Annotated in this window: 17 protein-coding genes and 1 pseudogene; 14 read left to right on the top strand and 4 right to left on the bottom strand. The window is 37.6% G+C overall.

Translation table 11 applies throughout. From position 1 onward, the window contains the following. The first annotated feature begins 1,016 nt into the window (after nt 1–1,016). The 9 genes from thiC (at nt 1,017) to ACFINW_RS02330 (ending at nt 12,726) form a co-directional block, all read left to right on the top strand. Nucleotides 1,017–2,852, top strand: coding sequence for a phosphomethylpyrimidine synthase ThiC (gene thiC / locus ACFINW_RS02370; RefSeq protein ID WP_375640155.1), 1,836 nt, complete (start codon nt 1,017–1,019; stop codon nt 2,850–2,852). Then, nucleotides 2,849–3,799, top strand: coding sequence for an FAD-dependent oxidoreductase (locus ACFINW_RS02365; RefSeq protein ID WP_375611201.1), 951 nt, complete (start codon nt 2,849–2,851; stop codon nt 3,797–3,799). The genes thiC and ACFINW_RS02365 overlap by 4 nt, the downstream gene beginning before the upstream one ends. 3 nt (nt 3,800–3,802) lie before the next feature. Beyond that, nucleotides 3,803–4,000, top strand: coding sequence for a sulfur carrier protein ThiS (thiS, locus tag ACFINW_RS02360; protein ID WP_273791115.1), 198 nt, complete (start codon nt 3,803–3,805; stop codon nt 3,998–4,000). A 4-nt stretch (nt 4,001–4,004) separates the two neighbouring features. Beyond that, nucleotides 4,005–4,778, top strand: a complete 774-nt coding sequence (locus tag ACFINW_RS02355) for a thiazole synthase (protein ID WP_375629378.1) — start codon at nt 4,005–4,007, stop codon at nt 4,776–4,778. Then, nucleotides 4,775–5,380: a thiamine phosphate synthase gene (locus ACFINW_RS02350; protein ID WP_375640160.1), complete on the top strand. Its 606-nt coding sequence runs from the start codon at nt 4,775–4,777 to the stop codon at nt 5,378–5,380. The genes ACFINW_RS02355 and ACFINW_RS02350 overlap by 4 nt, the downstream gene beginning before the upstream one ends. Beyond that, complete coding sequence (locus ACFINW_RS02345; RefSeq protein ID WP_375611294.1) at nt 5,371–6,129, top strand: hydroxymethylpyrimidine/phosphomethylpyrimidine kinase; 759 nt, start codon at nt 5,371–5,373, stop codon at nt 6,127–6,129. The genes ACFINW_RS02350 and ACFINW_RS02345 overlap by 10 nt, the downstream gene beginning before the upstream one ends. A gap of 448 nt (nt 6,130–6,577) precedes the next feature. After that, nucleotides 6,578–7,417: a uracil-DNA glycosylase family protein gene (locus ACFINW_RS02340; RefSeq protein ID WP_375640164.1), complete on the top strand. Its 840-nt coding sequence runs from the start codon at nt 6,578–6,580 to the stop codon at nt 7,415–7,417. 73 nt (nt 7,418–7,490) lie between these two features. Next, on the top strand, nt 7,491–10,118 hold the full coding sequence (gene pepN / locus ACFINW_RS02335) for an aminopeptidase N (protein WP_375673750.1): 2,628 nt from the start codon (nt 7,491–7,493) through the stop codon (nt 10,116–10,118). A 286-nt stretch (nt 10,119–10,404) separates the two neighbouring features. After that, entirely contained in the window at nt 10,405–12,726 is a 2,322-nt protein-coding gene (locus tag ACFINW_RS02330) for an ATP-binding protein (protein ID WP_375629385.1), read from the top strand. Here the strand turns inward: ACFINW_RS02330 and ACFINW_RS02325 are convergent. Then, on the bottom strand, nt 12,723–13,247 hold the full coding sequence (locus ACFINW_RS02325) for a methylated-DNA--[protein]-cysteine S-methyltransferase (RefSeq protein WP_375620707.1): 525 nt from the start codon (nt 13,245–13,247) through the stop codon (nt 12,723–12,725). The two genes, ACFINW_RS02330 and ACFINW_RS02325, sit on opposite strands and share 4 nt — an antisense overlap. A 455-nt stretch (nt 13,248–13,702) precedes the next feature. Here ACFINW_RS02325 and ACFINW_RS02320 point away from each other — a divergent pair. The 4 genes and pseudogenes from ACFINW_RS02320 to ACFINW_RS02305 form a co-directional block, all read left to right on the top strand. Further along, nucleotides 13,703–13,801, top strand: a pseudogene (locus ACFINW_RS02320) (integrase); the annotation flags it as partial. A 257-nt stretch (nt 13,802–14,058) separates the two neighbouring features. Continuing rightward, entirely contained in the window at nt 14,059–17,544 is a 3,486-nt protein-coding gene (gene carB / locus ACFINW_RS02315; protein WP_375640173.1) for a carbamoyl-phosphate synthase large subunit, read from the top strand. 247 nt (nt 17,545–17,791) lie between these two features. Further along, nucleotides 17,792–18,001, top strand: coding sequence for a cold-shock protein (locus tag ACFINW_RS02310; RefSeq protein WP_012754908.1), 210 nt, complete (start codon nt 17,792–17,794; stop codon nt 17,999–18,001). A gap of 322 nt (nt 18,002–18,323) precedes the next feature. Continuing rightward, the gene (locus ACFINW_RS02305) at nt 18,324–19,526 is read left to right on the top strand and encodes a pyridoxal phosphate-dependent aminotransferase (RefSeq protein WP_375634296.1); all 1,203 of its coding nucleotides are present in this window, start codon (nt 18,324–18,326) and stop codon (nt 19,524–19,526) included. 1,157 nt (nt 19,527–20,683) lie between these two features. Here the strand turns inward: ACFINW_RS02305 and ACFINW_RS02300 are convergent. Continuing rightward, nucleotides 20,684–21,589 (bottom strand): LysR family transcriptional regulator, encoded by a 906-nt coding sequence (locus tag ACFINW_RS02300; protein ID WP_273791217.1) that lies wholly within the window; start codon nt 21,587–21,589, stop codon nt 20,684–20,686. 42 nt (nt 21,590–21,631) lie between these two features. Continuing rightward, nucleotides 21,632–22,588 (bottom strand): thioredoxin-disulfide reductase, encoded by a 957-nt coding sequence (gene trxB, locus ACFINW_RS02295; protein WP_375620705.1) that lies wholly within the window; start codon nt 22,586–22,588, stop codon nt 21,632–21,634. Nucleotides 22,589–22,898: 310 nt separating this feature from the next. On the opposite strand from trxB, the gene ACFINW_RS02290 reads away from it, so the two are divergent. Next, a complete protein-coding gene (locus ACFINW_RS02290) occupies nt 22,899–24,293 on the top strand; it encodes a TrkH family potassium uptake protein (protein WP_375673747.1) in 1,395 nt (464 codons plus the stop codon). 1,217 nt (nt 24,294–25,510) lie between these two features. On the opposite strand, the gene ACFINW_RS02285 is transcribed toward ACFINW_RS02290, so the two are convergent. After that, nucleotides 25,511–26,569: a glycosyltransferase family 4 protein gene (locus tag ACFINW_RS02285; protein WP_375629390.1), complete on the bottom strand. Its 1,059-nt coding sequence runs from the start codon at nt 26,567–26,569 to the stop codon at nt 25,511–25,513. Nucleotides 26,570–26,586: the final 17 nt, after the last annotated feature.

The raw sequence follows: 26,586 nt of genomic DNA, 5'->3' as shown, positions 1-26,586 counted from the left end.
TTAAACGCCCCATAACCAACCTTTGCCCTCCCACACTTAGCATATCCCCCTCTATATATTATTATATGTATATTTTTTTTGCAAGAACAATAAATCATTCTAAATAACATCTTGCAATTATTGGTGTTCTTCTTAATTCAAGGCAATATTATTTTTATAATAAAGATTAGGTATTGTTTCTCGCTTTTATTTATCGCATTCTTAATGGGAACATCCCCCTCATGAAGAATAGAATGCCCCAAACAAAATATAATGATATTGCATATTACGCACTTTTTAAGAAATATTGCTCAAAATATACTCCTTTCATTTTACGACAGCGCACGTCAATGATACAATAGCAAGCCATTATAGATCATCAGCTTTAAGCTTTTGAAGATACAAGTGGAATCCATCATACATTTTGTTGGCTCCCACGTTTTGACAGCCTCACTCTTAGAATGTTCATTAAATGACATTTGGCTTCCTTTCTTCAAGTGCTTTGCCCCATACGCTCCCACTTATGACGTGCAAGGAAGTGTTTTTATACGAAAAGATATATGATGAGAGGATCTTATGGTATTCTGAGTTATTATTTTAATATGAAAAAAATCTCAATCAAAGCCATAAACTATCTACTTTTCCCTGATAAGCCGTTTTTAACTTTATTCTGGTTTATAAAAGCTTCAATATCATAGTTTATCACTTCATAATATCTATTTTCACTCTTAAAAACACACCAAAATCGTTTAAAATATATTTTTATGATTGACAATATAGATATTTAAGCCAACCATATTCGTATTAACAAAAATACTTCAAGTGGGAGGAGGCATGCAAATATTAGAATAGATATTGTATCAGTTTTTCAAAATAACTTTTCTTGAGCTGTATTGGGTTTTCTTTGCTACAAAGCAATACTATCCCTATTCATCTGAATGCTCGTGATTGATAATTTGAATACATCTCCATTAACATCGTAACTCCATTAACATCGCAACCTATTTTTGAACTCCGTGTCTATAAGGAAAAAGTTTGTGCAGAAAAATACTCCATCAATCAGTTGTAGCCCCTTTCCCGCTTCACGCAAAATTTATCAACAGAGCCTTCTCTTTTCTGATGTGCGCGTACCATTGCGTGAAATTTCACTGGCTGATGGCAGTGGTGAAAAACCTTTAAACGTCTACGATACTTCTGGCCCCTACACAGATAAAGATATGATCATTGATATTACAAAAGGCCTGCCAGCAATTAGTTTGCCTTGGCTCTCTAAGCGGGATGATACTGAAACTTATCCTGCACGATTAGTTAAACCTGAAGATAATGGATTGACTTCTGATAAAAACCTTACACCAGCCTTTAAGCAAAAACGTTCTATTTTACGAGCAAAAAATGGCAAAGCAATTACACAAATGGCTTACGCACGCGCAGGCATTATTACCGAAGAAATGGAATATGTGGCTATACGAGAAAATGAAGGATTAGCAGTAAAAGAACGGCAGAATGTACCATCAAATGAAACATTTGCTGGATCAATACCAGAAATTTATACTGCGGAATTTGTTCGCAATGAAATTGCTTGTGGACGCGCCATTATTCCACAAAACATTAATCATCCAGAGTGCGAACCCATGATTATTGGGCGTAATTTCCGTGTTAAAATTAATGCCAATATTGGCAATTCAGCAGTAACTTCATCTATGGAAGAAGAAGTTGATAAAATGGTTTGGGCCATTCGCTGGGGAGCAGATACAGTTATGGATCTTTCTACAGGTCGAAATATTCATAATATTCGTGAGTGGATTATTCGAAATTCTCCTGTGCCCATCGGGACTGTTCCTCTGTATCAAGCACTCGAAAAAGTACAGGGTATTGCCGAAAACTTAACATGGGATATTTTCCGTGATACCCTTATTGAGCAAGCAGAGCAAGGTGTTGATTATTTTACCATTCACGCAGGATTAAGATTACCATTTATTCCTATGACCATTGATCGTGTAACAGGTATTGTTTCACGAGGCGGTTCTATTATGGCAAAATGGTGTCTCCATCATCACAAAGAAAGCTTTCTCTATGAACATTTTGATGAAATTTGTGATATTGCAAAAACATATGATATCTCTCTTTCATTAGGAGATGGGTTACGCCCTGGCTCTATCGCCGATGCCAATGATGAGTCCCAATTTGCAGAGCTTAAAACCTTGGGAGAATTGACAAAAATTGCTTGGAAAAAGGATGTACAGGTTATGATTGAAGGACCAGGACATGTCCCAATGCACAAAATTAAAGAAAATATGGAGCAACAATTAGATCTTTGTCATGAGGCGCCTTTTTATACTTTGGGACCTCTTACAACGGATATTGCTCCTGGTTATGACCATATTACATCAGCAATTGGTGCCGCTATGATTGGATGGTTTGGAACTGCTATGTTGTGTTATGTAACACCTAAAGAACACCTAGGACTCCCCGATAGGAATGACGTAAAAACTGGTGTGATCACTTATAAAATTGCTGCTCATGCCGCTGACCTTGCTAAAGGTTTACCTAGAGCACAATTGCGCGATAATGCTCTTTCGCGTGCACGATTTGATTTTAGATGGCATGATCAATTTAACCTTTCTCTTGATCCAGAAACAGCCTGTGCCTTTCACGATGAGACAATGCCTAAAGAAGCCCATAAATTAGTGCATTTTTGTTCCATGTGTGGACCAAAATTCTGTTCTATGCGTATTTCCCATGATATTCGTGAGGCAGCTGCAATAAGAAAAACAAAAGGGGAAGGTATGATCGCCATGGCCGAAAAATATCAGAAAAATGGTGACCTTTATATGGAAATTGTTCCTCCTCAAAAAAAGAAAGTAAATAGTTGAAGAACATTCTTATCAAAGGTGCAGGTGTAGGCGGCTTAACAGCTGCCTTTATGTTACAGCAAAAAGGTGCTTCTGTTACTGTATCAGCCCCCCCTCATTCACCTATAGGAAGTGCTAGTTGGTATGCAGGAGGAATGCTCGCACCTTACTGTGAAAGGGAAAGTGCAGAACAAATTGTTGAAGATCTTGGTGTACAAGCTATACAATGGTGGCGTAAAACGCTCCCCAACCTTGTCATACAAAAAGGCACTTTAGTGGTTGCACCTACACGAGATAGAGGAGAGCTTGAACGATTTTCTGTACGTACGCATAATCACAAAACCGTAGATAATACAGAAATAGCTCATCTTGAACCAGATCTTGCTGAACGTTTTAACTGTGCACTCTTTTATGAAAATGAAGCCCATATTGATCCTCGCAAAGCACTTATGGCTTTAAAAGAAAAGCTTCTCAACAATGGAGCCTGTTTTGTTGATGTAGAGAAGGCTGAAAAAAAATTTGATATTGTTATTGATGCGACAGGAATAGCACGTTTAGGAAAAGATAAAAATATACGGGGCGTACGCGGTGAAATGCTTCTCGTGCGCTGCACCGATATTAAAATTTCGCGTCCAATTCGTCTTCTTCACCCACGGTTTCCTCTTTACATTGTACCTCGACAAGATAATATTTTTATGATTGGTGCAACGATGATTGAAAGTGACTTTGATGGTGCAATCTCTGTAAGATCAATGATGGAACTGCTCAACGCGGCTTATACTTTACATCCTGCTTTTGCTGAAGCAGAAATTATTGAATCTGGCGTTGGTGTTCGTCCATGTTATCCTAATAACTTCCCTTCTGTGCATAAAGATGGTAACTTTATTTCTATTAATGGATTTTATAGACATGGTTTTCTGTTGTCTCCAGAAATGGCAAAACGAGCAATGGAATTGGCATTGGAATAAAACATGCAAATATTTGTTAATGGTGAAACAGTCCAAACAGAAGTTATGACTCTCGGTCTCTTGCTTGAAGAATTGGGGTATGAAGGAAATTGGCTTGCAACTGCTGTTAACGCTGAAGTTGTTCCCATAGATGCACGAAGCCAATTTGTCTTGCATGAAGGAGATAAAATTGAAATTTTAAGCCCAATGCAAGGAGGCTAAAATTATGCTGAATCTTTATGGACGACAATTCTCTTCCCGTCTTCTATTAGGTACAGCGCAATATCCTTCACCAGCAATCCTTCGTGATGCTATTCATAAATCGAATACGGAAATTGTAACTGTTTCCTTGCGCCGTGAAACTGCAGGTGGAAAACAAGGTGGACAATTTTGGAAATTTCTTCAAGAACTTGGGGTAACAGTGCTTCCTAATACTGCTGGTTGTTATACTGTTAAAGAGGCCGTAACCACAGCCCAATTAGCAAGAGATCTTTTTAAAACGGCTTGGATTAAACTCGAAATTATCGGTAATTCAGATACCTTACAGCCAAATATTTTTTCCTTAATCGAAGCTGCTCAAATTTTAAACAATGAAGGTTTCAAAATTTTTGCCTATACAACGGATGATCTCATTGTTGCTGAAAAACTTTTTGACATTGGTTGCCGTGTTATTATGCCTTGGTGTGCTCCTATTGGTTCTGCCAAAGGACCTCATAATACTGATGGATTGCGTTCTATCCGTGCTTACCTTCCTGATGCTACTCTTGTTATTGATGCCGGCATTGGACGCCCATCACATGCCGCCATTGCGATGGAACTCGGTTATGATGCAGTACTGCTTAATACCGCAGTTGCTAAAGCAGGTGATCCTGTCTTAATGGCTGAAGCATTTTCTAAAGCTGTTCAAGCAGGACGTATGGGATATAAAGCTGGCATGATCGAAGCACGCAATGTAGCAGTCCCTTCAACACCAATCATTGGAAAAGCGGTATTTTCATGAAACTGGATCCATTTTACCTCATCGTTGATAACGCTGATTGGATTGAACGTTTGCTTCCTCTTGGTATCAAGCTCGTACAATTGCGTATGAAACATGAAAATCAACAAATAATCCGTCAACATATTAAGCGTGCAAAAAACATATGCAATAAATTGGGAGCACAATTAATTATTAATGATCATTGGGAAATAGCAATTGATGAAAAGTGTAATTTTATTCATCTGGGACAAGAAGACCTAAGCAATGCTGATCTTCACGCAATTCGTAAAAGTGGTATAAAAGTTGGTCTTAGTACACATGATGAACATGAATTGGCTATCGCACTCTCTGCTAATCCTGAGTATATTGCACTTGGTCCTATTTATCCGACAATCTTAAAAAAAATGAAATGGATGCCGCAAGGACTAGAAAAAATCAAACAATGGAGAAAGCGGATTGGTGCTTTACCTTTGGTGGGTATTGGTGGTTTAACACCAGAACGCGCAGTGGGTGTTTTAAAAGCAGGAGCAAATAGTGCTGCTGTTGTGACTGATATTATCCTCCATAAAAAACCAGAAGAGCGTGTACAGCAGTGGATAAAAGTAACACAAACATGGCGTTGATACCTTCTATTCTTATTGTTGCGGGCACTGATCCAACAGGAGGTGCTGGTATTGTTCGTGATATAGAAACCTCTGCACATTTTCAAATAAAAGCAAATTTAGCAATTACTTGTGTTAACGTACAAGATGATAATCGCGTTGTCGAAATCATTCCAATGCGTGGAGACCTCGTCGCTGCGCAAATGCGTGCTGCCCTAGAAGCAAATCCAATAAGCGCAATAAAAATCGGTATGACGGGGACAAAAGCAATTATAGCAGCAATCTGTAACGTACTCAAAGACTATCCCCATGTTCCAGTTATTTTGGACCCTGTACTTGTCGCTTCATCAGGAGGAAAACTAATAACGGAAACAATCATCGACACGATGATCGATAAACTGCTTCCTCATGTTGATCTTTTAACACCGAATAGAGAAGAACTCGCTCTTCTTAGCAAAAGTCCATTGGCATCTCATGATAAGCAAGCAATACAACAAGCAAAAAAACTTTTGTCATTGGGAGCTCGCTCTATTTTAGTAAAAGGGGGACATGCAGAGGGGCCTCTTGCAATTGATAGCTTCATTGACAAAACTGAAGTCATAAATATCTCTACTCCACGTTTAAAAGGAACAATGCGAGGAACAGGTTGCATTCTCTCAAGCGCTATTGCAGCGCATTTAGCATTAAATGAACCTCTCATTTCAGCTGTAAAAAAAGCAAAAGCATATATCCACACATTGCTTTTAACCCATTGTAAAAATAGTTTATAACGTCTTAGTATTTTCTCATATAAAAGTAATATTTATATATTTCAATTAATATATTTAATTTTTTTAATAAAAGTTATTAAAAAAATATAATAATATAAAATTTATAATTAATCTTATAAAGAAAATACTACAAAATTCACTTTCATTAAGTATTAAATATAGAATATAATGATAAAAAATATTATCACACCACTTGCATTCAGTAAAAAATTCTTTTAGTATGAGTGAGTTTAGTCTGTTTAAAAAGTTGAAATAACGCAATTTAAACAAATTATACATTTAAAGATGCATATAATCGCGAACATTCGCATTTTACGATTTGCCTTTTTTGTGAAAAGAGAGAATCCTATCAGCGTTCTTATACATTAATGGCTAGCGAATACATTTAATAAAACTTGAAGGATAATTTTGTTTGATCTATAATCGCTAGATCATTAGAAAAAATAAAATGTTAAATCAAACACCATGCTCAATTTCCTATGAAGAACTCTTAAACTTTTATAAAGAAAGTGGTGCGGATGCCGTTCTGACAGATTTTCCTATTGATCGTTTTAAGCAGTCTGCTTGTTCAGAGAGAAAATTAATATCTGTCGTGAACATTTCTCATAATCAACAAGCATCTCCCAAAACATCTCCAACCGTAAAATTAGATCATCATCAGCTGCATAACTCTAGGACTATACAAAATGAATCCACAGCTATAGAGAGTGCAAAAAATGCAAAGACACTTGATGAATTAAAATCTGCTCTCCTTGCATTTAATGGCTGTTCATTAAAATTGACAGCAAAAAATACCTGTTTTTCAGATGGAACAGCAGGAAGCCCCCTGATGCTTATAGGCGAAGCACCAGGACGAGACGAGGATATACAAGGAATTCCTTTTGTGGGAAAAGCTGGGATGTTGCTTAATAAAATCCTCGCATCAATTGGCTTAACAAGAAATAATGTTTACATTGCCAACACTATTCCTTGGCGTCCGCCAGGAAATCGTACACCAACACCAAGAGAAGTTACCTTGTGCCGCCCTTTTATTGAACGGCACATTTATTTAGCGCGTCCTCGTGTTCTTATAGCACTGGGAGGCGTTGCTGCACAGTTTCTTACCGGATCTCAAAATGGGATTATCCGAACAAGAGGTAAATGGCATATTTATGAAAGCGAGGATAATATAAAAATACCTGTTATGCCAACTTTCCACCCTGCTTACCTTCTTAGAACCCCTAGTCAAAAGAAGCTTACATGGATAGACTTCTTAGAAGTAAAAAATCGCCTCGACAGCCTTTTGTAATTCTTTAATCCTATATTGCTTCTAAAATTAACACACCCTTCTTTAACTCTTAAAATACAAATGGGAAAAAACTATGAAACAGCCAATAACATCTATTTATCGTTTGGAAGACTACCAACCAACCCCTTACGTTATCCCTAAAACACAACTTTCTTTCCAATTAGCACCGACAAAAACCTATGTTATAGCCATATTGTCTATTGAGCCTCGTCACGATACAAAAGAATTAACACCTCTTGTTCTTTCTGGTGATGATCTTACTTTAATTTCCGTTTCTATTAATGATGAGATATTAGCCCCAAACACTTATAAAGTGACGCCTTCACGTTTAGAAATTACAACGCCACCAACGGTTCCTTTTACATTGAAATTGGTTACGGAACTGAATCCTGAAAGCAACCGCCAACTTATGGGGCTTTATCTTTCAAATGGTGTTTATTGCTCACAATGCGAATCGGAAGGTTTTCGTCGTATTACTTATTTTTACGACCGCCCAGATGTTCTTTCTACATATAGAGTGAAAATTGAAGCAGATACCCAAACAATCCCAATCTTGCTTTCAAATGGTAATCTGGTGGAAACAGGAACTTTAGAAAATAATCGCCATTTTGCCATTTGGGAAGATCCTTATCCCAAACCATCTTATCTCTTTGCTTTAGTAGGTGGAGATCTTGATAAGTTAGAAGACCATTTTACAACTGTATCTGGACGACGTATCGAGCTTAGTATCTATGTAGAAAAAGGAAAAACCGAACGCGCAACTTATGCAATGGATGCTCTTAAACGTTCCATGCATTGGGATGAACAATGTTTTGGGCGCGAATATGATCTTGATGTTTTCAATATTGTTGCTGTTTCCGACTTTAATATGGGAGCAATGGAAAACAAAGGCCTTAACGTTTTTAATGATAAATATGTTCTTGTCGATCCTGAAACAGCAACCGATCAGGATTATAGAAATGTTGAACGTGTCATTGCACATGAATATTTCCATAATTGGAGCGGTAATCGTGTTACCTGTCGCGATTGGTTTCAACTCTGTTTAAAAGAAGGATTCACTGTTTATCGTGATCAGGAATTTTCATCAGATCAAAATGTACGCAGCCTACAGCGAATTGAAAATGTAAAAGCATTAAAAGCGACGCAATTTGCAGAAGATGCAGGACCTCTTGCGCATCCTGTGCGTCCTCGTCAATATAGCCAAATTAATAATTTTTACACAACAACTGTTTATGAAAAAGGTGCTGAAGTTGTTCGCATGATACGGACTATTTTAGGTCCTACTCTTTTTCGTAAAGGCACTGATCTTTATTTTCAACGTCATGATGGACAAGCTTGTACAATTGAAGATTTTATTACCTGTTTTGCTGAAGTGTCTGGTCAAGACTTCTCCCAATTCATGCTATGGTATGAACAGGCAGGAACACCCAATGTAGAAATCGATAGTCATTATAGCGATGGTGTTTTAACAATTCATGCAAAGCAACATATTCCCGCAACCCCACAACAAAATACAAAAAAGCCTATGCTTATCCCTATCGTATTTGGCTTGTTAGGACCTAACGGAGAAAACCTCACCTATGAAGCGGATACAGATATTCAATCAGATGTTATGCTTTTATCCAAGGAAAGCCAAACGTTTACATTAAAAGGACTGCGTGAAAAACCCGTTTTATCACTGCTGCGAGACTTCTCAGCACCAATTATTCTACACACGCCATTTAATGAAAATGAACTTATTTTTCTTGCACAACATGATGACAATCACCTTAATCGCTGGCAATCTCTTAATCATTTAATGACGCAAGCTTTGCTTCAAAGCATTCAAGATAAAACACAAGAAAAAGCAACTCTCCCTTCTGCTTTGCTAAAGCTGATTGAAACAATCATAACAGATGAAACCTTAGAGCCTGAATTTCGTGCCTTCTGTTTAAATTTACCTAGTGAAGTTGAGCTTGCTCATACAATCGGTAAAAATATTGATCCAGATCGTATTCATTACGTGCGCAATCAGTTTCTCGCTTCACTTGCACAAACACATCAAAAACTCTTAACAAAATTTTATGAACAAATGCAAACCCAAGAACCCTATTCACCAGACACTGTACAAGCCGGAAAGCGAGCATTAAAGAATATCATACTGGATTACCTTTCCATTGCTGAAGCCAATCCAAATCGAGCTGCTATACAATATGCAACAGCTGATAATATGACTGACCGTATGGCCAGCATCGCTGTTCTCGTGAAGCGTTTTAATGAAAATGAGCAGGCACAAAATGCCTTAAATGATTTTGAAAACCGCTATCGACATGACCCTTTGGTTATGGATAAATGGTTTTCTATTCAAGCAATGGTTGCTGGCACATCAACACTCGAAAATGTTCAAAAGCTCATGCAACACCCGCTATTTTCAAAGGATAATCCTAATCGTGTACGATCTCTGATCGGTGTCTTTGCCTCTAACAACCTAACAGGCTTTAACAGAGTTGATGGTGCCTCCTATGATTTTCTTTGCCAAATCATTTTAGAAATTGACAAAAAAAATCCACAGCTTGCTTCACGATTATTAACAACTTTGCGCTCTTGGCGACAATTAGAATCTATTCGGCAACAAAAACTTGAAATGGCATTAAAAACGATTGCTGCCGCGCCAAAATTATCAAGCGATGTTTCTGATATCATCAATCGTCTACTCACTTGAAACAAAAAATTATTTTAAATCAATATGCTATGATATTTTTTAAAATAAATTCTATAAACTATTCGATCATCATTAAATCTATAAACAGGCAATCTAAGCCTGTTTATAGATCACGTTTAAAGTACTTTTTTCTTTTCATATTCCAAAATCATAAAAGTAAAATTATTTTTTTTAAAAAAAAGACTGGACAGAAGACTCCTGTTTTGATTCATTGCATTCGATGGGGTTACTATGAATATCGAAGCAGTTTTTAAATCACATTATTCCAGAATTAAAGGAACGCGAGATGGCTAAATTGGACGCATATAATGCGCCAAGGGAGGTGTATGCTGATTCAAAATCAAGCGCTCAAAGCCGCAAGGAGCGCACAGAGCGTACCAATCTGTTTTCTGGTTCTGCCTATCAAAAACTTCTTTTTATTGAACCTTGGCTGCGACATTCACTCCCATTTGTAATTCTTGCATTTCTTGTTATGCTAGCAGCAATCCGTTTCCTATCAATCTATGATTGGCGCAACACAATTGATAAAAACACGCATTCTACCATCGCTCTCTTAGCTTCTCATATTACCAATACAATCGACCGTGACATACTTGCCGCCACTCGACAAGGAAAAGCTGCTGCTCTTTCTCATAATCATTTACAAAATATCCTGACCAATTTTCGTAACAAAGGTTTTATAAAAACCAGCGCTGTTATTGCTATTGTCGATCAAAAAGGCAATGTCCTAGCTTCATCAAGTTCCGAGATTGTCTTAGGAAAACCCTTACAGAATTTTACCTCTGAAAGCATTACTTTGCAAGCTCTAGGAAAACATGCTGGAATCATGAAAATTACAATAGGAAAAGATATTCCTGCTCTTGCTTCCTTTCAGCAAACAGAAAATGGACAATATGGGGTATTCATCAGTGAAAAAATGCAACATATTTACATGGAATGGCGGAAAACTCTCTCGTTAAATATAACCATATTCATTGGAACTAGTGGCGTTATCCTCGCTCTTCTTTATGCTTATTATAACCAAATTGTACGAGCACGCAAAACAGATCTTGTTTCAGAAAAAATTCAAAACCGTATTGATATGGCAATGATGCGTGGACGCTGTGGACTATGGGATTGGAATATGGCAAGTGGACGCGTCTACTGGTCACGAGCAATGTACGAAATGCTCGGCTATGTCCCTCAAGATGCATTGCTCTCAATTTCCCAAATTAGCGCCATTATCAATCCAAATGATGCAAATTTTTTTGACCTTGCTCAGGAATTAATGAGCGGTAAAAAAAAGCATATCGATATTAACGTTCCTATGCGTCATGCTGATGGTCATTATGTATGGATGCGCATTCGTGCCGAAGTGACTGAAGAAGAAGAACCCCATTTGGTTGGTATTTCCTTCGATATTAGTGAACAGCAACAATTGGCTGAACAAACGGCGCAAGCCGACCTTCGTATCCGTGATGCGATTGAAAACATTTCAGAATCTTTCGTCTTGTGGGATGCTGAAGGACGTTTAGTCATGTCCAACAGCAAATTTTGCGAATATGCCGCTATTCCTAAACAAATTCTCCAATCAGGTATCCAACGTGCAACAGTCGAAGCCATGGCACGCCCTGCACTCAGTGAATATCCCCTTAAAGATGATGGTACTGGTAACTTAACCAGTATTCGCCAAACGGCAGATGGTTGTTGGCTCAAAATTAACGAACGACGAACCCAAGATGGAGGATTGGTTTGTATTGGTACTGACATTTCTGAGCTTAAACAACAACAGGAAAAATTTGAAGACAGTGAAAGGCGTCTTTTTTCTTTCATTCAAGAACTCAAGCGCGCACGAGGGAGTGCTCAACAACGCGCAACAGAAGTTGAAAAACTTAATAAAAGTTTGAAAGCAGAAAAAGAACGCGCCGAAAGTGCTAATAAGGCTAAATCAGAATTTTTAGCCAATATGTCTCATGAATTGCGCACGCCTCTGAATGCTATTCTTGGTTTTTCAGACATCATGTTGCAATCAACTTTTGGCCCTCTTGGCTCACAACGCTATAAGGAATATATGCATGATATTTACAATTCAGGAACCCATCTTCTAACCCTTATCAATGACATTCTTGATATGTCAAAAATCGAAGCAGGAAGATTTACGCTTGATTGTAAAAATACCGATCTTGAGCCCATCATTAGTGAAGCAGTACGAACACTAACGCCTCAAGCTCAAGAAAAAAATATTGTTGTTACAACAAACATTACCCCAGAACTTCATGCTGAAGTTGATGGTCGTGCAATGAAACAGATTTTCCTTAATCTCATCTCTAATGCCGTTAAATTTACGCCTTCTGGCGGAAATATTGATGTCTGCGCTTTCAAGAAAAAAAATAACCTTATTTTTAAAATTACAGATACAGGTGTCGGTATTCCCCAATCAGCAATTAAAAAACTTGGGCAACCTTTTGAACAAGTTGAAAATCAGCTTACTAAGTCTCATACAGGCTCAGGTCTTGGATTAGCCATTTCACGCTCCTTGCTAGAACTCCACAAAGGAAAACTTGAAATTACTTCAAAAGAAATGAAAGGAACAACTGTAACGATTATAATGCCCATCACACAAAGTTAAATTTCTCCATTTTGTTCTCGTTGTAGTAAAATCTGTTTCCGTTTGTCCCCCCAACGATACCCTGAAATAAAACCATTTTTACGCACAACACGATGACAAGGAATGATAACAGCCAATTCGTTACGTGCACAGGCATTAGCAACGGCACGAAAAGCTTTCGGCATACCAATACGGCACGCTAAGATCTCATAGGAAATTGTTTCACCACATGGTATATCACATAATACTGCCCATACTTGTCGTTGAAAAACTGTACCATTTATATCTAAGGGAAAATTATATTTTTTTACCAGCTTAGGTGTTTCTATCATGGCTATAATATGGGCAACTTCTCTCTTAAATGTATTATCACCTACAACTTGTTGTGCATCACCAAAGCGTATCGTAAACTCCTGTAATAATTGCTCTATAGTATCTCCTAACGCTATATGACAAATCCCTTTTTGAGACCTAGCCACCAAAAGTTTCCCTATTGATACATCTTTCAAACAGAATACTCTTGTTTGGGAAATGTTTAGCATTTTAGCCTTCTTTATATTTTAAATAAGTCTTGAACATCATCCATAAAGTAAAAGGAGAGTATTCACTCTCTTTTAAAAACAAATAAAATCATTCTGAAATGATCTCCTTAGCCATTGTATTAAAATACACTCTCATCCTTTTATGAAACGGACACATCTATAGATTGACGTTCCCTACCCTAAAACAGAAACTTCGACCAGAGCTGATTTATCAACAATCTTGCTATTTATCTAACAGATTCCAACTGAAACCATTTGATATAGTTTATTTCATAAGCTCTCTACAGACAAATCTTGTCCTGAATTTTATCATATACTAACAAAAAATACCTTAATGTGGTAAATTTTCATACCTTATATCACAGCTCTAAACGGCAGTATTTTACAGAACAACACGATAAGCTTTCCACTTCATTTTACGAAATCCCATTGAACCATAAATAATGGCTTATGTTTTACAAGCAATAGAAAAAGCGCGTGCTCTCTTAGGCAAAAAATGTCATAAAACACAAAATATACCGGCAATGGATTGGAAAGATGTTCCGGCTTTTTATGCTCCACGTATGCTTGAATATTCTAATTTGTTAGAGCACTGTTATTATTTTTTTATCAAAGGTCATACTTTTGATAGACTGACGAGATGACTCAACTCAAAAAGGAAATTTATCTTCAATTTTATGAAAAAAAGCATGGAAAAGGTATTTTAATGCTTACTTTCTTTGTCACTTAACTTATAAAATGATTGTAGCCTCAGAACTGAAATATTTTGCCCGCAACAATCGCACATAGATATTTGTCATAGGAAAAAGTCATGCCCAAACGCACAGATATAAAATCTATTCTTATCATCGGAGCAGGACCTATTATCATTGGTCAGGCATGTGAATTTGATTATTCAGGCACTCAAGCCTGTAAAGCATTAAAAGAAGAAGGTTACCGAATTATTTTGGTAAATTCTAATCCTGCCACGATTATGACAGATCCAGATCTAGCTGATGCAACTTATATAGAGCCCATTACTCCTGAAATAGTTGCCAAAATTATTGCCCACGAGCGTCCCGATGCCCTTTTACCCACTATGGGAGGACAAACAGCCCTCAATACTGCTTTATCATTAAAGCGTATGGGTATTTTAGACCGCTATCATGTTGAAATGATAGGAGCCAATGCTGATGCTATTGATAAAGCTGAAGATCGTGCTTTATTCCGCCAAGCGATGGCAAAAATCGGTTTGGAAACGCCACGCTCTATGTTAGCCAATGCAACAGAACTGAAAGAAGAAAATCGCCAACAACACGCAAAAACGTGTGCTGAACTTAAAGCAAAGCTTTCTGGTGCTGCGCTTGACAAAGCACTCGAAGAACTTGAGCGCAACTGGCGACATACCGAAGCTGATCGCAAACAACATTATATCGCTCATGCAACAGCAAAAGCAGTTCAAGCTCTTGATGTTGTTGGGCTTCCAGCTATTATTCGTCCTTCATTCACCCTTGGTGGAACTGGTGGTGGAATCGCTTATAACCGCTCTGAATTCTATGAAATTATTGAACGTGGGCTTGAAGCTTCACCAACAACAGAAGTATTAATTGAAGAAAGTGTTTTAGGGTGGAAAGAATATGAGATGGAAGTTGTTCGTGATAAAAACGACAATTGTATCATCGTTTGTTCTATTGAAAACATTGATCCGATGGGGATTCATACCGGTGATTCGATCACTGTAGCACCTGCTCTCACCTTAACCGATAAAGAATATCAATGTATGCGTAATGCTTCGATTGCTGTTTTGCGTGAAATTGGTGTTGAAACGGGCGGATCCAATGTACAGTTTGCTGTCAATCCTGAAAATGGGCGCCTCATTGTTATTGAAATGAATCCGCGTGTTTCTCGCTCTTCAGCGCTTGCCTCAAAAGCAACGGGGTTTCCCATTGCCAAAGTAGCGGCTAAACTGGCTGTTGGTTATACACTTGATGAATTAACAAATGATATCACGGGTGGTGCAACACCAGCATCATTTGAACCTTCTATTGACTATATTGTGACAAAAATTCCTCGTTTTGCGTTCGAAAAATTTCCCGGTTCATCACCTGTCCTCACAACTGCGATGAAATCTGTAGGAGAAGTCATGGCAATTGGACGCACTTTTCAAGAATCGTTACAAAAAGCACTCCGTGGACTTGAAACAGGGCTTACGGGTCTTGATGAAATTGTGATTCCAGAGCATGCTGAAGGTGATGAAAAAAGTTCTATACGCTCAGCCATTGCCATACCAAGCCCTGATCGTCTACGCTATATTGCTCAAGCCATGCGCACAGGCTTACCCTTAAATGAGATTCACCAAATTAGCAAAATTGATCCGTGGTTTTTAGAACAAATAGCCTCCATCATTGAAATGGAGCAGCGTATCCGCATTCATGGATTACCCCAAGATGCAGATAATTTACGTATGTTAAAAGCTATGGGCTTTTCAGATGCGCGATTAGCCTCCCTTACAGGGAAAGAACCCGATTATATCGCAGCTTTACGTAAATCACTGAATGTTAAACACGTCTTCAAACGGATTGATACTTGTGCCGCTGAATTTTCTTCTCCTACAGCCTATATGTATTCAACATATGAAGTTCCCTTTGCAGGTGTAGAGCACTCGGAAGCACACGTTTCTGAACGCAAAAAAATTGCTATTTTAGGCGGTGGACCAAACCGCATTGGGCAAGGTATTGAATTTGATTACTGTTGCTGCCACGCTGCTTTTGCACTGCGTGATGCAGGATTTGAAGCGATTATGATTAACTGTAATCCTGAAACAGTTTCAACCGACTATGATACCTCTGATCGCCTTTACTTTGAATCTTTAACAACAGAAGACGTTATCGCTATTTTAGAAGCAGAACAGGAAAAAGGAGATTTGGTTGGAGTCATCGTCCAATTTGGCGGACAAACACCCTTGAAATTGGCAAGCGCTCTAGAAAAACACAACATCCCCATCCTAGGTACTTCACCTGACGCTATCGACTTAGCAGAAGATAGAGATCGCTTTCAAAAACTGTTATTTAAACTTAATTTAACACAACCTCAAAATGGTATTGCCCACTCCATTGAACAAGCACGCCTCATTGCCCACGAACTAGGCTTCCCCTTGGTTGTACGTCCCTCTTATGTTTTAGGAGGACGTGCTATGCAAATTATTCGTGATGAACGTAGCTTACAAAATTATTTACTTGAGAGTGTCCCTGAATTAATTTCAGAAGATATCAAAGTCCGTTATCCTAACGACACAACAGGACAAATCAATATATTGCTTGGTAAAAATCCGCTTCTCTTTGATACCTATTTAACAGAAGCAATTGAAGTAGATGTTGATTGTCTATGTGATGGCAAAGAAACACTAATCGTTGGTATTATGGAACATATTGAAGAAGCTGGTATCCACTCTGGTGATTCAGCATGTTCTCTACCAGTCCATACGCTCTCAAATAAAATAGTTACTGAATTAGAGCGCCAAACCAAAGCATTAGCACAAGCACTTCATGTTCGCGGCTTAATGAATGTACAATATGCTATAAAAGATGACACCATTTATGTCTTAGAAGTCAATCCCCGTGCTTCACGTACTGTCCCATTTGTTGCAAAAACGATTGGTCGCCCTATTGCTAAAATGGCTGCACGTATTATGGCAGGAGAAACGCTTCATGATGCTCTTCAAGCTTATGGTGGATTACCTTCTTTGCAAAAAAAACAACATATTGCCGTCAAGGAAGCAGTATTTCCTTTTGCTCGTTTTTCAGGTGTTGATACACTTCTTGGTCCAGAAATGCGCTCAACCGGTGAAGTTATGGGACTTGACTATGAATTTTCGCTTGCTTTTGCTAAAGCCCAACTTGGAGCTGGTGTAAAACTCCCTAAAGAGGGAACTTTGTTCGTTTCTGTAAGGGATGAAGATAAAAAACGCATCTTAAATCCTGTAAAACGTTTAACTGAGCTTGGCTTTTCTGTTGTCGCCACAAGTGGAACACAAAAATTTCTCACCGAACACCACGTTGAAGCAAAAAAAATCAACAAAGTTCTAGAGGGACATCCCCATATTGAAGACGCTATTCGTAATCGCCAAATTCAATTAATTTTTAATACAACTAGCACTGCCAGTGCCATCTCAGACTCAAAATCATTACGTTATGCAGCACTCATGCAAAATGTTCCCTATTATACAACAATAGCTGGAGCCGAAGCCGTCGTAGAAGCGATCAAAGCACTCAAAAAAAGGCACCTTGAGGTACGTTCACTACAAAGTTATTTTAGTTGAATTTTTTTCTACTTAGCAAAATGTACACTGTTTTCTTATTTTTTCTTTATATAAAAATTGATTAAGACTTGCTTTTTGTTCTAAAAACTTTTATAGAGGTTTCATCGAATTTTCGGTTACGTGACTTTCTTTCCTGTGCAATCTGCACTTTCGGCGAAACTTCTCCCACCTAATTTCGATCTACAACCGTATTGAAGAAATGAAAGCTTCAATGCTCAATATAATTATATATTCTAAGGAGTTTCCTATGTCTACAGGAACAGTTAAGTGGTTTAATACAACAAAAGGTTTCGGATTCATTCAGCCTAGCGATGGTAGTGCAGATGTATTTGTACACATTTCTGCCGTCGAGCGTTCAGGTCTAAACAGTCTTAATGAAGGGCAAAAAATCTCTTATGATGTTCTTCAAGATCGTCGTTCAGGAAAATTTGCCGCTGGTAACCTTGCAGCACTTTAAAGTTTAAATTCTGCAATATTTTATTTAGAAATCTTCGTCTGTAAAGACGAAGATTTTTTTATTTTGTATAAAGCATTATTTTACCTTGTTAAAATAAAAGACTGCTTATCTCCTTTGCACAATTTATCAAACCTCTCTTATACTTCCTCAAAAACTTTCATAAAATCTACGAAGAGATTATCTTGTAAAAGATCTCAAAAAAGAAGAATATAAAGCCCGTGTAAGAGTATTTTGGAAGTTTTTTATTGCATACAATATAATCTCTTATAGAATATCCTTAAAGCAATAACCATTTGTTGATATAATATAAGGATTTAAAATTATGGCTTTTATTGCCGACAAGCTGTCTCGTATCAAACCTTCTGCAACAATTGCTGCTTCTCAAAAGGCCCGTCATTTAAAAGCATTAGGGCGAAATGTTATTGCTTTAAGTGCTGGAGAGCCAGACTTTGATACCCCAGACAACATCAAAAACGCGGCTATTGAAGCTATTCGAAGGGGAGAAACAAAATACCCTCCCATATCTGGAATTCCAGAATTGCGCCAAGCAATTTCTGCAAAGTTTAAAAGAGAAAATAACCTTCTTTACCAACCAGAACAAATTATTGTTGGTACTGGTGGAAAACAAATTCTCTTTAATGCATTCATGGCAACTTTGAATAAAGGAGATGAGGTCATCATTCCATCCCCTTATTGGGTTAGTTATCCAGAAATGGTTGCACTCAACGATGGTACGCCTGTCTTTTTAGAAACAAAAGCCGAATTTTCTTATAAACTCCAACCACAAGAGCTAGAAGCTGCCATTACCCCCAAAACCAAATGGTTCATCTTTAACTCTCCTTCAAATCCATCAGGTGCCGCTTATACACATAATGAATTGAAAAAACTTACAGATGTTTTAGTAAAATATCCTCATGTTTATATCCTTTCCGATGATATATATGAACATCTCACATATGAGGGTTTTACCTTTGTGACTCCAGCTCAGGTAGAACCAGCGCTTTATGAGCGTACACTCACAATGAATGGTGTTTCTAAAGCCTATGCGATGACGGGATGGAGGATCGGTTATGCAGGCGGACCACAAGAATTAATTAAAGCCATGGATACCATTCAAGGACAGCAAACATCTGGAACAAGTGTCATTTCACAATGGGCTGCGGTTGAAGCACTCAACGGACCACAAGACTTTATTGCTAAAAATAAAAGTATTTTTCAAGCACGCCGTGATCTCGTTGTCTCCATGCTAAATCAAGCTCCTGGCATTTACTGTCCAACGCCTGAGGGTGCTTTTTATGTTTATCCTTCTTGCACCGGACTTATTGGAAAGAAAACACCCAATGGTCAACGTATTACGAATGATGAAGACTTTGCCATAGCGCTTCTAGAAACAGAAGCTGTTGCTGTCGTCCAAGGATCTGCTTTTGGACTTGGATCAACTTTTCGTATTTCTTATGCAACATCAGAAGAATTACTTGAAAAAGCTTGTATACGTATACAGCGTTTTTGCAACAGTTTAATTTAAAATTTTTAATATCATCTCTTGTGATTGTTTTTTGCCGAATGTTAGTATATCCGAGAAAATATCTGAAACTGTGTCACTAAATCTATCGATTCAGCAAAAATATCTATGAATAAACACAAAAATAGATGCTGTAGATAAAGATCAAAAAAAATTAGCTATCAAATAAATGAATCGGTCTATTATCATAAGAGATGACACGCCTATTCTACTTTCTCCATTCAATTTATAACTCTAAAAAAGACCGAGCACTTTTAAACACAATTGCCCTTATAATCAAAGGCCCTTACAATAAAATCTCTTCTATTTCTCAGCTTCTTCTTCGTCCTAAAACGAAGAAGAAGCCACCTCCCATCGTTGTGTAAGCAATCCAATTTCCTTTAAGTTCTATTTAATAACTACTTGATTTACTTCATAGGCTTTATGAACAAGACCTGCCTTAAATATTCACCTCACATTCTAATAAAAAGCACTTCATGTATAAGGTTTTAAATATTTTATATCACGCCCCTAAAAGACAGACTTTTACAGTACAATAGAATACCCCCTCTCAAACTCCTCATTGAATTTTAGTATTCTTAAAAAATTTTTGGATATCCACCAGTTTCGAAATTTTTTCTTTATCATCTTCCCATATATTGCAATTTCTAGGGACTCTTTCAAAAATTAAAAAAAAGCCGGACATATGTCCGGCAAATTTGGAAGATCCTCAGAGATAAAATCAATCTGATAGATCTTCGTAAGGGAACACTCAAGAAAACGAAACTGGGAGGCAACATAATCAAGAGATAGTACTCTATGTCATTTTATAAGGAAAAGCACAATAAAGACTTAAGCGTATCTGCTATGCAATAAACACATAGCTTTAAATTTGTCTCCATCATGTACCACTCTCTTTAATTAAATAGTAAAAATGTTAACTACACCATCACACGATTGTCCATTTTTCAATATATAATAGCTCTCATGTTTGCTAGCATTTGTAAAAAAACATTTATCCCTCTTTTCAAAAATATTTACCCGTACGGACTCCCTCCACTTTTAATGTGCAACAAATAATTTTAATTGATTCAATATAGGCAAATTTGAAACGAAAGAATATTACGGGAGTCTCAAGTTGCAAAACAGCTAATTATTCCTTATAAATTAAGATATTAATATTAAAAAGACCACTGGCGAGCTTTTAAAAAAATATAATCTCGAAAAGCATTTAACCTTGCCAAATTCTTTAAATTATAAGGATAACAAAAAAAAGTATCAAAAGAGGGAATATCAACCATATCAGGAAAAAGACGCACTAAATGCTCATCATTATTGACGATATAATCAGGAAGCACAGCAATCCCAAGATCACGCATAAGCGCATTCTTTATTGAGATGATATTGTTGATTTGTAAAACTGAAACGCGCAATGATCCATCACTTCTACCAGCCTTTTCCAACCAATTTAAACCAGACAAATAAGGTGGAACAGGTTCACCGAACGAAATAATACGATGCTCATCGAGATCAGACAATTTTTCCGGCTTTCCATAATTTGCAATATACTTTTCCGAAGCATAAACATGCATATGAATTGTAAAGAGTTTTCTTTGTATAAGATCAGGTTGTTTGGGTTGATGTAAGCGAACAGCACAATCCGCATGACACATTGTCAAATCAAGCTCTTCATCGGAAAGCAAAAGCTGAACCTGCATATCAGGATAAAGACTAAGAAATTCTGGCATACGCTCTGCAATCCACCCTGCCCCCATTCCAAAGGTCGAGGTCACACGCAAGTGCCCCGTTGGTTTTGCATAGCTTTCACTTAATTGCAAACGCACACTTTCAAGCTTCATCAAAACATCATGAGCTGTACGATAAAGAGTTTCTCCCTGTTCTGTAAGAATCAAACCACGCGCATGACGTTGAAATAAGGATACCCCAACCTCTTGTTCTAAAGCCGAAACCTGTCGTGAAACGGCTGATTGAGATAAATGAAGTTTTTGAGCAGCATGCGTAAAAGATCCCGCTTCTGCTGCAGCGTGAAAAACCCTTAACTTATCCCAATCCAACGGTGGCGCCACAATTAATTCTACCTCTATATTCTCTATGTTCTCAATGAGTGACTAACGCCTGGGTATATCCAAAAACCGTTCTGCTTCCAACGCTGCCATACATCCTCTTCCCGCAGCTGTTACAGCTTGGCGGAATGTTTCATCTGTCACATCCCCAGCAGCAAAAACACCAGCAATGCTTGTTGCTGTTGAGTTGGGTGCTGTCCATAAATAGCCGCCTCGTTTTTGTTTCAGCTGTCCTTCAAACAGAGAAACAGCAGGATCATGCCCAATGGCAATAAATATGCCCTCTGCATTAACTTTCATCTCGTGACCTGTCTTAACATTTTTCAGACGTGCCCCTGTTACAACAGCGCCCATTGAATCTTGAGCTGGCAGCCCCACAATTTCTTCAACCACATGATCCCAAAGAACACGCACATTATTACAAGCCAGCAACCTATCTTGCAAAATTTTTTCTGCCCGAAACTGCCCCCGCCTGTGAACCACGCTTACACTCTTAGCCAAATGCGATAAATAAAGTGCTTCTTCAACAGCCGTATTTCCTCCTCCCACGACAATAACGTCCTTATCACGATAAAAAAAGCCATCACATGTAGCACAAGCGGAAACACCTCCGCCCATAAAGGTCTGTTCACTTTCTAAACCAAGCCAGCGCGCTTGAGCTCCTGTTGCAATAATCAGTGCATCACAAGAATATTGTGTTCCTGAATCCCCATATAAGACAAAAGGATACTTCAACAAATCAGCCTTTATAATTGTATCATAAACAATTTTTGTCCCCATATTCTCAGCTTGTTTTGCCATTTGTTCCATCAACCATGGTCCTTGAATGGGATCTGCAAAACCTGGATAATTCTCAACATCAGTTGTAATTGTCAATTGTCCCCCCTGCTGCAAGCCCGTCACCAAAACAGGCTTAAGCATTGCTCTTGCTGCATAGATCGCCGCTGTATAACCAGCCGGACCTGAGCCAATAATCAGCAGACGAATATGCGATTGTACCATTAAATCCCCTTCACTTTATTATAAATTAATTATTCTATAAATGATAACGGAATGCAGCCTTTTAAAAAAATATTTTTCAAGAGCCCTAATTATGTTATGTATACTTCTTTTCAAGTTTTATGAAAAGGTCTGATTACTAATTCATCAAGGCACGCTAATGTTAAGAATTAATCCTTATCCTATAAAGAGAAAAATGTAACTTCTTATGAGCACAAAACCATAATAAAAAGAGATACAAAGATAGGGAACGATCATTTTTCAATTTATTATCAATGTCTGTGCACGTTTTGCCTTAATCATGGGAGGAGCAATGCTTTTGCCAATTTTTGTGGATTTGCACGACAACAATCGTAATTGGATAAGCTTTCTCTATTCTTGTGCCATAACCACCATGTTAGCAACGCTGATTCTTTTAGCAACTAAGGGAGCTACTTGTCGCTTTTCAGCACGGCTTGGCTTTATGCTCACTGTTTGTCTTTGGCTTACAGGAAGCATCATAGGTGCCTTACCTCTTTATCTTTCTCCTCTTCCCATTTCTCTAGCAGGAGCCATTTTTGAATCTGTTTCTGGAATTACAACAACAGGCTCCACAGTCCTTTCTGATCTTGATAATTTATCGCGAAGTATTTTATTATGGCGTTCTCTTATATGCTGGATTGGGGGCATTGGTTTTATCGGTTTAGCCCTCTTAATTTTGCCTTCACTGCGTGTGGGTGGCGTGCGACTTTTTCATATGGAATCATCTGATAAATCTGAAAAAATATTGCCTCGCATCAACCAAATTGCTAACGGAATTATCATCGCTTATGTTGGGTTAACATTGGCTTGTATGCTTTCTTATTTTGCTGCAGGCATGAATTTATTTGATGCCATTAACCATGCAATGAGTACAGTAGCAACAGCTGGTTTTTCAACGCATGATGCTTCTTTTGGCTATTTTTCTGATACACCAGCCATCTTAATTATTTCAACAATCTTCATGTTGCTTTCTGCTTTACCTTTCGTACTTTATGTTAAATTAGTCCTTCCTGGACACTCTAAACGCTTCCTTGACCCACAAGTGATTGTTTTTCTCCATATCGTTCTCCTTTTCAGCTTTGCTTTAGCGGCATGGCTACGGTTTTATGATCATCGCGCGTTCCACTTGATTTTCCTTGATGTCATTTTTCACCTTTCATCCATTATTAGCACCACAGGTTATAGCGCTGAAGATTATCAACTTTGGGGACCGTTTGCGCTTGGAATTTTCTTCATTGTTTCTTTTACAGGCGGATGTGCTGGTTCTACTTCTGGTGGCATGAAAATCAATCGCCTCATTATTCTTTGGCGTATTACACAAACAAATATAGAAAAACTTCTTTCTCCTAATGTCGTTGTAAAAGCGCGCTACGATCACTCAAATATATCAAATGACGTTGCTCAAGCCGTTTTGTTTTTTGTCTGTCTTTATATGTTTTGCCTTGTTATCGGCACTGCACTTTTGCTTACAACCGGTCTTGACTTTACCTCTGCCTTTACAGGGGTCTTAACCGCACTTTCAAATGTTGGTCCAGGCTTTGGAGATATTATTGGCCCCACTGGTAATTTCTCTACAATCAACGATCATGCTTTATGGATTTTAAGTTTTCTAATGTTAGCTGGACGCCTTGAAATCATAACAATATTCGTCCTTTTTATTCCCGCTTTCTGGCGTGAACAATTCTAATGCAGAGAGTATTTTATTCTACCATGATAAAAAATTGACAAGATAAAAAGGCGAGAACAGTATGCGTCATAATATTCACTCCTCACCCAATCTACTGAAGATTTCCTAAAATTTCATACAAAACATCATATCAATGATATAAAAATAATTCAACAAAAACAATCAAATACCGATATTCTCAAAGCCATAACATATAAAACTTCCCTTTATTGATCTTCTTTATCAAATAAAGTGGACGCATAGAACATTCTTTTTTACGAATAATCTCTCATGCAAAAATATGAATATTTACTGATAAAAGTGTTTTTTCTTTTTAATAGAGTTACACCCTTATAGAAAATAAAATGCTATTATATTATGAACTCACAAACTTGTAAAAAACATCTCACAATACTCATCACCCCCATTTCACGACAGGCCTCATGAAAGATATAAAATGGGCACCATCATTTTTACTTAAATAACAATAAGGTGCAAGTCGGTACAAAAAAATAAGATATAAATTAGTACCACCATATTATTTTCTTTCTATTAATGTCGTAACAGCCTGCATTTCAGACAATTTATAAGAAATCTCTTTACACCCTGTCTTCAATAGTTTTTATCCACCACATGCCTTCTTCCAATTGTGATGTACAAGAAGATAGCTCTCATTGTTAATATCAACAGATTTTACATAAGAAAATCTTACGGTACTCAAAGCTCTTATTTAAATTGAAAAGGTAATTTATTTATAAAAATCATATATATATATATATATTGATCTTAAATACATCTTATTATGAATTTATTGAAAATATGTACGACTATTTTATCCATGAAGATACCATCATTATCTTTTTAAGACAAGAAAACGTTTTTTTTGCTATCTATTTAAGTCTTACAAAACGAACAATATCAGCACAACCCCGTATAAGATAGTGCATAAATCCCCAGACTTGAGTTAAAGCATTATTTTCTTATTCTAAAATATCAATGAATAAAAGTAGCTTTCTTCTCTCCTAGTATGCTTTATCATAAACTACATATCGCTCTCAAGCGTATACATTTTTAATCTTTTATCCAAAATTTTTAGAACTTTTTATAGCGTGCTACTAAAGACAATATAAATTTTGTAAAATAACATTTATATCATTGAGCTGTTTTCTTGATGACTATGAAAAACCTTTAAGGAAAATACTTTTTACCATTCCTCAAGAAGATTTTTGATATAATAATCAAAGTCTTTTTTCTGCAAACAGTTCTTTGTAGACACGCCCAATCTCCGCTGTCTCCTTTTCCAAAGGAAAGTGCGTACGAACATGGGTTAAAGCTTTCTTTCCGGCTGCCAATGTTTTTTCTACATCAGCAAAATAAGGTTCAATTGCTGCTGTTAAAGCCGCTCCATCTCCTGCTTTTACAACTGTTCCTGTCGCTTCTACAACCAATTCTTTATAAGCTCCTGCATCACTCGTTACAACCGCAACCTGTGATGCCATTGCTTCTAATGGTGTTAAACCGAAACCTTCTGTACGAGAGGGTGCAACATAAAGTGTTAAACGACGGTACCATAAAGGGATGTCCAGAATCTCACCAAGAAAAATAATGCGATCATCCAGACCAGCCTTAGCAATCTTTTGGCGTAATTCTTTTTCAAAATGATAATATTGCTCTGTCGTACGACCAGCGATAAGTGCTGTCCATTCAGGATAGTCAGGCAATAATGCTATCATGGCATCAACAAATAAATCTGTTCCCTTTGAGTAGCGCAGACGCCCAAAACATCCTACCGCATATTTTCCTGGAAATCCTGTCGAAGAAAAGCAATCATCAAGAGTGTGTGGTGGAGTAAAACGCCTCACATCCACCCCATGCATAATAACCTTATGAGGCACTTCTAGATAAGCGCCCGTACGTGTACTGGTAGCTATAACCCTATCCATACAGCGAATCAACCATTTGGTAAAAGGCTTATGATGACGTTGTGAAGCCGAAGTAAAGATGAGTTTAAGCTTCATTCGCAAAACATCGCGCAAAAAGATCCCACAAAGCATCTCAATATTGCGTCGTGCATGCCAAATACGAAATGGCTTCCCTTTCGGACTTTTCCAAAGTCCGAAAAGGTCCCTAAAGGCAAGAGCCGGTAAACTTTGTGGTAATCCAAACCCAAAAGTGGATATACGTACACCCTGTTCGCGTTGCAGTGGAATAAGCTGAATAATCGTAGATGTTACTCCCGATAAACGCCTTTTCAAGTGAGGCGCAATAATCTCAGTTTCGTCCAAAGATACACGCATAATAATCCATATGTTAT

It is taken from the genome of Bartonella sp. AA18HLJMS, assembly GCF_042197245.1.
Taxonomy (GTDB): domain Bacteria; phylum Pseudomonadota; class Alphaproteobacteria; order Rhizobiales; family Rhizobiaceae; genus Bartonella.
The sequence above is the reverse complement of the archived record's forward strand: the minus strand, read 5'-3'. Positions and strand labels throughout refer to the sequence as shown.

What these genes read in the sequence shown, in the direction of transcription:
- thiS (WP_273791115.1), top strand. Translation starts at nt 3,803, where the DNA reads ATGCAAATATTTGTTAATGGTGAAACAGTCCAAACAGAAGTTATGACT.
- ACFINW_RS02355 (WP_375629378.1), top strand. Translation starts at nt 4,005, where the DNA reads ATGCTGAATCTTTATGGACGACAATTCTCTTCCCGTCTTCTATTAGGT.
- ACFINW_RS02350 (WP_375640160.1), top strand. Translation starts at nt 4,775, where the DNA reads ATGAAACTGGATCCATTTTACCTCATCGTTGATAACGCTGATTGGATT.
- ACFINW_RS02345 (WP_375611294.1), top strand. Translation starts at nt 5,371, where the DNA reads ATGGCGTTGATACCTTCTATTCTTATTGTTGCGGGCACTGATCCAACA.
- ACFINW_RS02340 (WP_375640164.1), top strand. Translation starts at nt 6,578, where the DNA reads ATGTTAAATCAAACACCATGCTCAATTTCCTATGAAGAACTCTTAAAC.
- pepN (WP_375673750.1), top strand. Translation starts at nt 7,491, where the DNA reads ATGAAACAGCCAATAACATCTATTTATCGTTTGGAAGACTACCAACCA.
- ACFINW_RS02330 (WP_375629385.1), top strand. Translation starts at nt 10,405, where the DNA reads ATGGCTAAATTGGACGCATATAATGCGCCAAGGGAGGTGTATGCTGAT.
- ACFINW_RS02325 (WP_375620707.1), bottom strand. Translation starts at nt 13,247, where the DNA reads ATGCTAAACATTTCCCAAACAAGAGTATTCTGTTTGAAAGATGTATCA.
- carB (WP_375640173.1), top strand. Translation starts at nt 14,059, where the DNA reads ATGCCCAAACGCACAGATATAAAATCTATTCTTATCATCGGAGCAGGA.
- ACFINW_RS02310 (WP_012754908.1), top strand. Translation starts at nt 17,792, where the DNA reads ATGTCTACAGGAACAGTTAAGTGGTTTAATACAACAAAAGGTTTCGGA.
- ACFINW_RS02305 (WP_375634296.1), top strand. Translation starts at nt 18,324, where the DNA reads ATGGCTTTTATTGCCGACAAGCTGTCTCGTATCAAACCTTCTGCAACA.
- trxB (WP_375620705.1), bottom strand. Translation starts at nt 22,588, where the DNA reads ATGGTACAATCGCATATTCGTCTGCTGATTATTGGCTCAGGTCCGGCT.
- ACFINW_RS02290 (WP_375673747.1), top strand. Translation starts at nt 22,899, where the DNA reads ATGCTTTTGCCAATTTTTGTGGATTTGCACGACAACAATCGTAATTGG.
- ACFINW_RS02285 (WP_375629390.1), bottom strand. Translation starts at nt 26,569, where the DNA reads ATGCGTGTATCTTTGGACGAAACTGAGATTATTGCGCCTCACTTGAAA.